This window comes from Cognatiyoonia sp. (genome assembly GCF_965661665.1).
Lineage (GTDB): Bacteria > Pseudomonadota > Alphaproteobacteria > Rhodobacterales > Rhodobacteraceae > Cognatiyoonia.
In genome coordinates this window covers 22,485-33,230 of the sequence record NZ_CBFIEO010000022.1, presented here as the reverse complement: position 1 = coordinate 33,230, position 10,746 = coordinate 22,485, and the positions used below count along the sequence as shown (strand labels likewise).

General features: G+C 53.7%; 8 protein-coding genes and 1 pseudogene. 6 read left to right on the top strand and 3 right to left on the bottom strand.

Translation table 11 applies throughout. The annotated features are described in order from the left end of the window. Positions 1-177: 177 nt before the first annotated feature. Complete coding sequence (locus ACTF5F_RS12835) at positions 178-1,710, top strand: hypothetical protein (RefSeq protein ID WP_438957266.1); 1,533 nt, start codon at positions 178-180, stop codon at positions 1,708-1,710. Positions 1,711-1,972: 262 nt separating this feature from the next. Here the strand turns inward: ACTF5F_RS12835 and ACTF5F_RS12830 are convergent, their stop codons facing one another. Continuing rightward, complete coding sequence (locus ACTF5F_RS12830) at positions 1,973-2,542, bottom strand: YcbK family protein (protein ID WP_438957265.1); 570 nt, start codon at positions 2,540-2,542, stop codon at positions 1,973-1,975. Between the two features lie 417 nt (positions 2,543-2,959). Here ACTF5F_RS12830 and ACTF5F_RS12825 point away from each other — a divergent pair, with 417 nt between their 5' ends. The 4 genes from ACTF5F_RS12825 (at position 2,960) to ACTF5F_RS12810 (ending at position 7,103) form a co-directional block, all read left to right on the top strand. Then, positions 2,960-4,477, top strand: a complete 1,518-nt coding sequence (locus ACTF5F_RS12825) for a L,D-transpeptidase family protein (protein WP_438957267.1) — start codon at positions 2,960-2,962, stop codon at positions 4,475-4,477. A 29-nt stretch (positions 4,478-4,506) separates the two neighbouring features. Beyond that, on the top strand, positions 4,507-5,568 hold the full coding sequence (locus tag ACTF5F_RS12820; protein WP_438957264.1) for a UDP-3-O-(3-hydroxymyristoyl)glucosamine N-acyltransferase: 1,062 nt from the start codon (positions 4,507-4,509) through the stop codon (positions 5,566-5,568). A 62-nt stretch (positions 5,569-5,630) separates the two neighbouring features. Beyond that, positions 5,631-5,891 (top strand): acyl carrier protein, encoded by a 261-nt coding sequence (locus tag ACTF5F_RS12815; protein WP_438957263.1) that lies wholly within the window; start codon positions 5,631-5,633, stop codon positions 5,889-5,891. Between the two features lie 3 nt (positions 5,892-5,894). Beyond that, the gene (locus tag ACTF5F_RS12810; RefSeq protein ID WP_438957262.1) at positions 5,895-7,103 is read left to right on the top strand and encodes a beta-ketoacyl-[acyl-carrier-protein] synthase family protein; all 1,209 of its coding nucleotides are present in this window, start codon (positions 5,895-5,897) and stop codon (positions 7,101-7,103) included. Positions 7,104-7,130: 27 nt separating this feature from the next. Here ACTF5F_RS12810 and ACTF5F_RS12805 read toward each other — a convergent pair whose 3' ends face one another. Further along, positions 7,131-7,733 (bottom strand): invasion associated locus B family protein, encoded by a 603-nt coding sequence (locus tag ACTF5F_RS12805; protein ID WP_438957261.1) that lies wholly within the window; start codon positions 7,731-7,733, stop codon positions 7,131-7,133. 207 nt (positions 7,734-7,940) lie between these two features. Between ACTF5F_RS12805 and ACTF5F_RS12800 the strand changes: the two are divergent. Further along, positions 7,941-9,434 (top strand): annotated as a pseudogene (locus ACTF5F_RS12800) (helicase HerA-like domain-containing protein). On the opposite strand, the gene ACTF5F_RS12795 reads toward ACTF5F_RS12800, so the two are convergent. Further along, positions 9,435-10,712, bottom strand: coding sequence for an HlyC/CorC family transporter (locus ACTF5F_RS12795; protein WP_438957260.1), 1,278 nt, complete (start codon positions 10,710-10,712; stop codon positions 9,435-9,437). Between the last annotated feature and the right edge of the window lie 34 nt (positions 10,713-10,746).

Sequence of the window (10,746 nt, the reverse complement as noted above, 5' to 3'; positions counted from 1 at the left end):
TTTCGCCATTGTATTCGATGACAACCGCAGCATGCATAGAAAATAATAAATTATAGATCGTGGTTGAATAGGATGGGCGCATCGGCTTTTCAATTAGAAAGCCTCTTAAGTGCAGAGCTTGGTAATCATCAAACGCATCAATCGTGGACCACTGATATCAGACAACGGAGCAATAGCATGATAATGAAGATTAAAAATCTGTGCATAGCCCTAGCATTTGCAATGCTGGCTCCATTTCACGTAGCTGCGGACGAAATAACGGACGTCGTAAACAATGTCGCTGCAAAACTTGTTCAGCAACTCCCCATGGACAAAAAGATTGCGCTCAAATCGCTCTCACCTGATGAAACAGGACTTCCAGAGGACTTTCTTCGTAAGCTGACATCTGATTTAGAGGCAGCGCTTCTAACAGCGTCTGACTTTGAGATTAACCTCGCCAACCGCACTACGATGGAAGATGTGTGGCAAGAAGCTGTTGAGTTTAACAACGCAGATTTTGATGAGTTATACAAAAGCGCCAATGCAGATGTGATGCTGATGATGTCGCCGCGCGCGATCTCGACAGGTGTAGAAATTGCGGTCACAGCCTATGCGCTAACTGGAGACGATGTTGGGAAGGTTTTGGCATCCAGTGGATCAGTGCTTCTACCGATTGACCTACAAGCTAACCTTGGCGTTGATATTAACGATCTGAATGAGCAGATGGCACAAGTTTTGGCTGAAATTGAAAAAGTAGGTCAGACTGGTGGATTGATATCTAGCCCAAACACGTATGCCGAATTTTATCACAACGCGCGTCTTCTTCAGCAACGCGGAGAAGTTGACCTTGCAATGCGAAACTATGAACAAGCCCTCGCTGAGGGCTTTTTGTTCGTAGATCCTCTGCTCGATCTACTTGATCTCGCAAATGCGCGTTATGGTGAAGCAGGAACCAAGAAATATTTCGAGAAAAAGATTAAAGATAATATTCCGCGAGAGCTGGCGGATCTGGGTTCTTTAGTTCTTGGCACAGATCCAATCGAATTGGTTCGGCCGATACTAGATAATGAGATAACTTTTGCTCCACTGCTTTCAACTTGGATTGAACAAACCTACATAGACTGGAACCGTTTTGATACTCTTACTGTTGGGCAAGCTAGAACAATCGCCGCACAATTGATCTCGGCAGATTATAAATCCGGCAATTTCCAGACTTTCTACGTCGACAAGATACGTGGTGCCACAGTAGGTGAACGTGCTACGCAAACCTATGACTCGATGATGCAATCAGGTCAGATGATGGTAGATTGGACTACAACTTCCAGAGCTAAAGTTCTGTATTATAGTGGGCGGGCAGGCTTTTTTATTGGTGACGTATCAATCCAAGATAAAGTTGACTCATCATTTGAAATTGAACTTTGCTACAGCACCACCTCAAATGATGAGCCTATTTGTAGAAAGCTTGATCGGGATTTGAATACCTTTAAAAACCATGAGACAGGTTGGTTTAGTATTAACTATGGCACCATGTCAGTCTTAGGCAATGGTGATAGTTGGAATTTTGGTCAGGAGTGTATTCACAGCGTAAGATATAGAGATCGCAACGGTTTTGAGGTAAATTCACCGGTTTTAGTTGGTGTTGTGGATTATGATGAGCCCGAGAAATATCCAGGAAACTCTTTGGATAATATTATCGATTGTGCTGGACCATATTACAGGCAGACAAATTGATAACGATGATCGAGTAGCTCCCTGAAAGTGGTCCACCAACTGGGATAGATTGTCCCGCAAATTGGAGGATCAGCGATGGCTGGGAAACGAGAAAAACCTGAAGAGATTGTATCGACGCTTTGGCAAGTTGAGGTGCTGCAGGGACAAGGCGCGACGTGTCTGACATCAGCGCTTATGAGTCTAAATAGGGCAGTTTGATAAGAGAGTTTTCTTGGCTCCTCTCAGGTGCGCCAAATATCTGAAATTGTAATGAAAAAGGGCCCTAGCGGCCCCAGCTGCGGATCACGCCGCAATCCATATGCACAAAGTTTGAGCCGGAGTAGCGGCCCACACCACCTGCGTTGCACGAAATCGCCGCGCGCGAAATTTGCGAGACGGAGTAGCCAGACATCCGCAAATCAGCCGCTTGGCCCTTCATGTGCAGGGAGTTCCTTGCGACGCCGCGGGAGCGGGAGCGGAGCAGCGCGTTGGTTTGGGGCGAGCGATAGCCGGACAGCAACTGGTACGGCGTTGAAGACTCCATCAAGCGCGCTGACGCTGCAATGATGTCAATCGTGCGCGTATCGATATTGACTGCTTCGTCAGTACGCCAGTCGCGCATCACACGGTTGATCTCGCGCAGTGCGTCGCCAATGTATTCACCTTCGATCCAGTAGATGGTGTCGATCCGCTCACCCGTACGGCCGGAGAACATGGACAACCGACGAATATCGCCAGCGCCACGCAAAAAACCAGCTGCGTGTGAAAAGGTCGGTGCGGCGGTGATAGCCGTCGCCGCAAACGCGCCCAACAGCCCTCGCCGCGTCAAACCCGTAGTCGTCTTCGAACCCATATGTAGCGTTGCCCCGTCGCGTCCATGTTCGCGTGTGTTGCGCCACACGCTGTTCAAATCATCCCCAGATGCCCTGTCGTTATTGCACAGGTAGATTCGTGGACCAAGAAACTTTTTGCCGTAATCGAATGGAGGAATGGGAATAGGCGGGAATTTGCGCACTTTCAGATCAGTAAAACCTGTGACCCTAAGTCAACACCGCCACATCTTGAGGGCGGAATACCAGCAAACAGCCACATTGTGATTAGACAGTCGCGGGCGGGCGTTGTGTAACGTCCCTACACCACATCTTGGGAGATGACTGTGACGATTGGTTCAATTCGTTTGCGGCCTGTGGGTCTAATTTTGCGCATAATTTATTCCATTTTTTCTCTTTTCGTCGTCCTGTCATTCGCAACCGCTGCCACCGCGCAAGTGATGGCCTATCGGCAAGCCGTGGCGGAGACGGCGGCACGTGATGACGCGCTGGCGGCATTTTATCGCGAGCGTCAATTCGAAGGTATTTGGACCAGCAATACTGCGGAGGCATTCGCGCGGCGTCAGGCCTTGCTTCAAGCATACGCCGAGGCGTCAGACCATGGCCTGCCAGCCGCGCTTTATGATCCCCAAACGCTTCTGGCCCAACTTGCCGCAGCTCAGACACCGGCCGAATTGGGCCGTCTCGACGTGCTTCTTAGCCGTCAATTCCTCGCGTACGCCCGTGATATCCAAACAGGGCTCGTGGTTCCTGGTGATATTGACCCGCTCATCAAGCGGGTCGTGCCTGTGAGAGATCGGCTCGAAACTCTGGTGTCCTTTGAGCAAAGCGCACCCGCAACGTTTCTGCGGGCACTGCCACCTCAGTCTTTTGAGTACGCCCGCCTGATCGGCGAGAAGATCAAGCTAGAGGAGCATCTTGCGCGCGGCGGCTGGGGTGCAAAAGTGCCAGCGCAGGCCCTTGAACTGGGCGACACGGGTAATGCCGTCATCGCGCTGCGCAACCGGTTGATTGAAATGGGCTTTATGGAGCGCAATGTCAGCGCCTTTTATGATGATGCATTGGCGCAGGGCGTCAGCCGGTTTCAAGATGCGCATGGTCTGGAAGCAGATGGCGAAGCGGGAGCTTTGACGCTTTCGCAAATCAACGTCACAATGGAGCAACGCCTTCATTCCGTTTTCGTCGCGATGGAGCGTGAGCGATGGAACAATGCTGACGGCGGTCTTGGGGATCGCCACATCTGGGTGAACCTGACGGACTTTACAGCGCGGATCGTCGATGACGGTCGGATCACATTCGAAACACGGTCCGTTATCGGCGCCAATGACCCTGATCGTCAAAGTCCTGAGTTTTCCGATGTGATGGAATTTATGGTCATCAACCCGAGTTGGTTTGTGCCGCGCTCCATCATCACCAAGGAATATCTGCCGCAGTTACAGCGCAACCCAAATGCTTTGCGTCATATGGAAATCACCGATCGTCGAGGCCAGCGGATCAGTCGTTCAGCGGTTGATTTCACACAGTTTAACCCACGCAACTTCCCATTCGCCATGCGCCAGCCGCCAAGCCGGTCAAATGCCTTGGGGCTGGTGAAATTCATGTTCCCGAATCGCTACAACATCTACCTACACGACACGCCTGCCAAAAACCTTTTCGCGCGCGACACGCGGGCCTACAGCCATGGGTGCATTCGGTTGAATGACCCGTTCGATTTCGCTTATGCGCTGCTTGCTGAGCAAACGTCAGACCCTGTTGGGTTGTTCCAAGATCGCTTACAGTCAGGGCGCGAAAGCCGCGTGGATCTGGAAACGCCGGTTCCAGTGCATTTGACCTATCGGACAGCTTTCACGGACGCGAAGGGGCAATTGCAGTTCCGCCGCGATGTCTATGGCCGCGACGCCCGCATCTGGGCCGCGCTTGTGCGTGAAGGGGTGGCGGTGAGCCCGCTACAGGGATAAAACCGTTCCATACTGATTTGGGAACGCGCATGGCTCTTCTATTGTCCGATCTGGCGAATGCCCTGGGGGCAGATGTGCAAGGCGATGCGACCTTGACCGTGGATCGCCCGGCTGAGCCGTTGGCCGCAACAGATCGCGATCTAGCGCTCGCCGTGTCATATCGCTACTTGGACGCGCTTGGACAGACGAAAGCGCGTACTGCGCTTGTCTGGGCCGATTGTGATTGGCAGTCTTTTGGACTTCAGGCTGCCATCCTTGTTGAGCGTCCACGACTGGCGATGGCCAAATTGACGCAAGCCTTTGATAAGGTTGAGCGCCAAAGTGGTGTCTCGGCGAATGGAGAGATTGCGTCTAGCGCTACGATTGGTGACGGATGTTGGATCGGATCGTTTTCGACGATTGGTGTTGATGTCGCCATCGGTGCCAACTCCCAAATCAACTCTCATGTCTCCATCGCGGAGGGCGCAAGGATTGGTGCGGGCTGCATACTACACCCTGGGGTGCGCATTGGCCGGAATGTGGTCATTGGCGACAACGTGATCCTTCATCCAAACGTAGTCATTGGCGCGGATGGGTTTTCCTTTGTGACCGAAGGCCCATCAAACGAAGAACGAGCCTTTGCAACGCTCGGGAAAACACCATTGGATCCACCAGAGGACGCAATACGCCACCGGATCCACTCGTTGGGCAGTGTTGTAATCGGTGATGATGTTGAGATTGGTGCTAACTCCACCGTCGACGCAGGCACCATTCGCCCAACGCAGTTGGGTCGCGGCACGAAGATCGATAACCTCGTCCAAGTGGGTCACAACGTCATTGTGGGTGAAGACTGCGTGCTTTGTGCACAGACTGCCATTGCTGGCTCAAGCGTGATTGGCGATCGCACTGTTTTGGGCGGAAAATCAGGCGTGAAAGACAACATCACCATTGGTTCCGATGTGGTTCTGGGCGGGGCCGCGATTGCTTTGTCCAATGTCTCGAATGGCCGTTTCATGATGGGCTATCCGGCGTTTGATATGCCCGAACATCGCAAGCAGCAAAAGGGTCTGAAAGCCTTGCCCGACTTGCTGCGCGAACTGCGGGAACGTTAGGTTTTTGTTTCAAACCGGCGCGACGATGCTTACATCAGCACAAAGACGATGAAGAGGTTGGTATGAGCACTCAGGATCAAATCATCAAAATCTTGGCAGAGCAGGCTCTGCTTGAACCAAGCGATGTGGCTTTGACCGACAGTTTTGAAGAGCTTGGCATCGACAGTCTGGCCTTGGTTGAAAGCATTTTTGCGATTGAAGAGGAATTCGATATCTCCGTGCCTTTCAATGCCAACAATCCTGAAGAGAGCGACTTCGACATCTCATCTGTCAAAGCTATTGTGACAGCCGTAGATCGCCTGATTGCGGAGCAGAAGGGGTAACCTATGAAGCGGGTTGTCATCACAGGAGCAGGGACGATCAATCCCTTGGGGCGCGATGTGGACGCCACGATGGAGGCGATGCGCGAAGGACGCTCTGGCATCGGCCCATTAAAGATCCGCGACGTTGAGCGGCTTCAAATTCAGATCGGCGGTCAAGTCTCCGACTATGATGAAGCGGAATACTTCAACCGTCAGCAAATCGCGCTCTATGACCGTTTCACGCAGTTCACCTTACTGGCGGCGCGACAAGCGATTGAGCAATCTGGGCTCAAATTTACAGGCAAGCTTGCCGATCGCTCCGGTGTCGTTTTGGGGACGTCTGGCGGTGGTCTCAATACGCAAGACGAAAATTACCGCGTTGTTTATGAGACCGGAAAGAACCGCGTGCATCCGTTTATCGTGCCGAAACTCATGAACAATGCCGCCGCCAGCCATGTGTCGATGGAATGGAACTTGCGCGGGCCAAGCTTTACCGTTGCGACCGCTTGTGCGTCGTCCAACCATGCGATGGGGCAGGCGTTCAACATGGTGCGCTTTGGCATGGCTAAGGTGATGCTGACCGGTGGCTCTGAAAGCATGCTTTGCTTTGGTGGCATCAAAGCCTGGGAAGGCTTGCGGGTCATGTCCAAGGATAGCTGTCGACCCTTCTCCGCCACACGCAATGGCATGGTGCAGGGGGAAGGTGCCGGCGTTTACGTTTTTGAGGAATATGAACACGCCAAAGCGCGCAGCGCGGACATCCTTTGCGAAGTTGCAGGGTTTGCTATGTCGTCAGATGCGGCGGACATTGTCATGCCATCGAAACAAGGTGCGGCGCGGGCCATTGCGGGGGCGCTGACGGACGGCAAGATCAAGAAATCCAGCGTCGGCTATGTTAACGCGCATGGAACGGGGACCGCAGCCAATGACAAGACAGAATGTGCCGCGGTTGCGGATGTCTTTGGGTCACATGCGGATCAGCTGATGATCTCTTCCACAAAATCTATGCATGGGCATTTGATTGGCGGGACTGGGGCGGTGGAGCTGTTGGCCTGCATCATGGCGGTGCGCGATGGGATCATAGCGCCGACGATTAATTATGAAGAACCAGACCCAGAATGCGCTTTGGACGTTGTGCCAAACGTGGCGCGTGAGGCAAAGACAAAATTCGCGCTCTCTAACGCCTTTGCCTTTGGCGGTCTGAACGCGGTGATTGCTGTAAAGGCGGCGTAGCGCCGCCGCAAAGACGGCCCAGATTGCTTACTGAGTTTCTAAACTATCATACCCTGCTGTGAACCCTGTGAGGGAGATATCGAGTTTGACCTCGCTGTCCGGCGCCGCTGCTGCGACCAACCGCATCTCTGCATTGTTGCCACGCTTGAAAAGGGCAACTTCTTCAGCTGTGAAACCCACACGCGCAACGCAACCCGCTGCATTGCAGAACGTGAATGGGTAACGCCGCGCAGTGCCACCATCGATGGTGAGCGTGACCTGCTGGGTCAAAAGCGTCTCCAGAGGGACAACGAGTGTTGCGCCTGCCGCAGCGCGATTGCCGTTCGGGATAGGAAAGATGCTGATTTCAGCGACGGAGTTGCCATCGTCATCATTGACCAATTGATACAGCTGACAAGGATCCGCGCGACCAGGCTCTGCCTTTAGGCAGCGCAATGCCCAATCCCCAAACACGTCCCCTATGAAGGGTTCGCCCACTTGTGGTTCCCGCGGGGCCTGCTGCACTTCCTCGCCCAAGCTTAGCCCGGACTCATCAACAGCTTCTGCGTCGTCAGTTGCGTCTTGCGCCACGAGTGCGCTGCCCCAAAAAAGCGTTGCCGCAAGCAAGGATGCGGAAATTGGTTTGAACATTTTATGCTCCATTTTTCTAGCTCATCGCGACTTACCACGGCGCACCCCAAGTGTCAGCGCGAAAAAACGTGAACGGTATGAACTTGCCATGAAAAAAGGGCCCTAAAACGGGCCCTGATTTCATTCTCCCTGTCGGACTTACCCGACTATTTCCGCGGATCCTAAGCAACGCCATTGCGTCCGTCAACTGAAACCTTGTCAAAAAAAATGCGCCCGAAGGCGCAACAGTCTGACAGCGAGGAAAGATCGAACCGCCATGGGTTGATCGCCGGTGCCACGGTGACCGGTAAAAGCGTGACGCTTCAGATCCTTGCATAAGGCTTCTCAGCCGCTGGCGTTCCTGTCTTTCTGTCGAACGTGAAAGGCGACCTGTCTGGTCTTGCCGCATCGAGCACCTAAGGGTTCAAGCTGCATGATGCTTTCATGAAACGGGCCAACACCATCGGGCTCGATTTGAGTTATTCCAGGCTCCCGATGACGTTCTGGGACCTTTGGGGGGGAACAAGGCCAGCCGATCCGCGCAACAGTAGCGGAAATGGGACCGCTTCTTTTGTCGCGTCTAATGGAACTAACCGACGTTAAAGAAGGTGTGCTAAACGTCGCCTTCCGCGTCGCAGACATAGAAGGTTTGCCGCTGCTCGACCTCAAAGACCTGCAATCGCTATTGGTTTGGGTGGGGCAGAACGCGAAAGACCTGTCACTGCGCTATGGCAACGTCAGCACGTCATCCACTGGTGCGATCCAGCGTCAGCTTTTGCTGCTGGAAAACCAGGGTGGCACATCGCTGTTCGGTGAGCCTGCTTTGGATTTGAAAGACATCATCCGCTGCGACGCTGACGGCCGTGGTCAGATCAATATCCTTACGGCTGATAAACTCATGGCCAGCCCACGGCTTTATGCAACATTCCTGCTTTGGCTTTTGTCCGAACTTTTCGAAGAACTGCCAGAGGTGGGCAACCCTGACAAACTCAAGCTTGTCTTCGTCTTTGCCGAAGCGCACCTTCTGTTCTACGATGCGCCCAAGGCTTTGGTCGACAAGGTGGAGCAGGTGGCCGCTTGATCCGGTCCAAAGGGGTTGGCGTTTTCTTCATCACACAGAACCCAGCGGATGTGCCGGACGATGTGTTGAGCCAGCTTGGCAACCGTGTGCAGCAGGCACTCCGCGCGTTAACGGCGAAAGACCACAAAGACTTGAAGCTTGCGGTAGAGACATATCGCGAAAACCCCAAGTTTGACACGGCTGAAGCCATTCAAGAGGTTGGCACGAGCGAAGCGGTGACATCGCTCTTGGATGAAGGCGGGACTCCGACAGTTGTTGAGCGGACCCTGATCTGTCTGCCGTCTTCGCAACTAGGGTCACTCGACCGGATCGTTCGCGATGCGATGATCGATGGGTCCGAAATGGCTGCCAAATACAATCAAACCTTGGACCGCGAAAGTGCCATTGCGCTTCTGAAAGAACGCGCTGTCAAAGCCGCGAAACAGGCTGAGGAGGCGGAAGCCGCAGAGGCCAAAGAACGCGAGTTCAAGCAAGCGCGCAGGTACGATGGTGGTCAGGCGGGACGCTCCACGTCATGGAAATCCAGCAAGTCAGGTGGCTTTGGCGATGCGATTGCCAAAGTCGTTGTGAAGGAACTGAAAGGCGCAACCGGTCGCCGCATCGTGCGCGGTATTCTGGTTGGGCTGTTTAAGGACCGCTGATTAGCTGAGCTTGCGAACTTTCAACTGCGAAATCCGGTTCTTGTCCTTTTCAACGACTTCGAACCGGAACCCGTGGAACGAAAACACCTGACCTTCCAGCGGGATCATTTGCGCTTCGTGAATGACAAGGCCCGCGACGGTGTTGGCCTCCTCATCGGGCAAGGACCAATCATGCGCGCGGTTGAGATCGCGGATCGTCATGCTGCCTTCGACAAGGTAGGCACCGTCGTCCGTGGCTTCGATCTGGTCATCTTCGTCAATATCAAACTCGTCGGTGATCTCGCCCACAATCTCTTCCAAAATGTCTTCGAGCGTGATGAGACCCTGCAGGGAGCCATATTCGTCCACGACCAGGGCAAAGTGGGTTTTGCGCTTGAGGAATTGGCGCATCTGATCGCCGAGCGTTGTCGTCTCCGGCACGAAGTAGGGCGGGTTGGCCACGTTCAGAATATCAAAGTCCTTTGCGCTGCCGTTGTGTGTAGCGCGCAGCAGATCTTTCGCATGGATGACGCCGACAATGTTCTCCGGCTCGCCTTTGAAAACAGGAATCCGCGTATATTTGCTTTCCAGGACTTGTTTGAGGATCGCCTCCTTTGACGCGCTGACATCAATCATTTCAATGCCAGAGCGATGGAGCATGATTTCCTCGACCGCGCGGTCATTGAGATCTAGCGCGCCAAGGATGCGGTCGCGGTCCTCCTTCTCGACGATGCCCTCTGAGTGACCCAGCTGCAGGGCGCCTGCGATTTCTTCACGGACGGCTAGGATGTTGCTGTCGGGGTCAATTCGTACTCCGAAGACGCGCAGAACGCCGCGCACCAGCAGGCGAACAGCAGACACAATGGGGGAGAACAGTCGAACTACGATGCCTATCGGTCGGGCGACGCGCGACGCAACAATCTCTGGGTTTGAGATGGCATAGGTCTTTGGCAGCACCTCCGCAAAAATCAGGATCAGGATGGTCATCACCAAGGAAGCAGCAGCCACCCCGTTTTGCCCGAAAAGTTTGGTGAGTAGCGATGTCGCCAAAGAGGTCGCAACGATATTGACGACGTTGTTGCCCAAAAGGACGGAGCCGATCAGGCGTTCGTTGTCTTCTGTGATGTCCAAGGCCCGCTCTGCCCGTGCGTCGCCCTTATCCGCATTCGCGCGCAGCTTGCCGCGCGAGGCAGCTGTCAGCGCCGTTTCCGAGCCGGAGAAGATGCCGGAAAAGATGATTAAGACGGCAATTGCGCCGGCGGTGATCCAGAAAGCGGTATCAAAAACAACGTTGTGCATAAGGTCTACTATCAGGCGGTGAAAGCTTTGGGCA

Bases quoted from the DNA above. Each gene is read 5' to 3' on its own strand.
- ACTF5F_RS12830 (WP_438957265.1), bottom strand. From the start codon at position 2,542: ATGGGTTCGAAGACGACTACGGGTTTGACGCGGCGAGGGCTGTTGGGC.
- ACTF5F_RS12820 (WP_438957264.1), top strand. From the start codon at position 4,507: ATGGCTCTTCTATTGTCCGATCTGGCGAATGCCCTGGGGGCAGATGTG.
- ACTF5F_RS12810 (WP_438957262.1), top strand. From the start codon at position 5,895: ATGAAGCGGGTTGTCATCACAGGAGCAGGGACGATCAATCCCTTGGGG.
- ACTF5F_RS12805 (WP_438957261.1), bottom strand. From the start codon at position 7,733: ATGTTCAAACCAATTTCCGCATCCTTGCTTGCGGCAACGCTTTTTTGG.
- ACTF5F_RS12815 (WP_438957263.1), top strand. From the start codon at position 5,631: ATGAGCACTCAGGATCAAATCATCAAAATCTTGGCAGAGCAGGCTCTG.
- ACTF5F_RS12795 (WP_438957260.1), bottom strand. From the start codon at position 10,712: ATGCACAACGTTGTTTTTGATACCGCTTTCTGGATCACCGCCGGCGCA.
- ACTF5F_RS12835 (WP_438957266.1), top strand. From the start codon at position 178: ATGATAATGAAGATTAAAAATCTGTGCATAGCCCTAGCATTTGCAATG.
- ACTF5F_RS12825 (WP_438957267.1), top strand. From the start codon at position 2,960: ATGGCCTATCGGCAAGCCGTGGCGGAGACGGCGGCACGTGATGACGCG.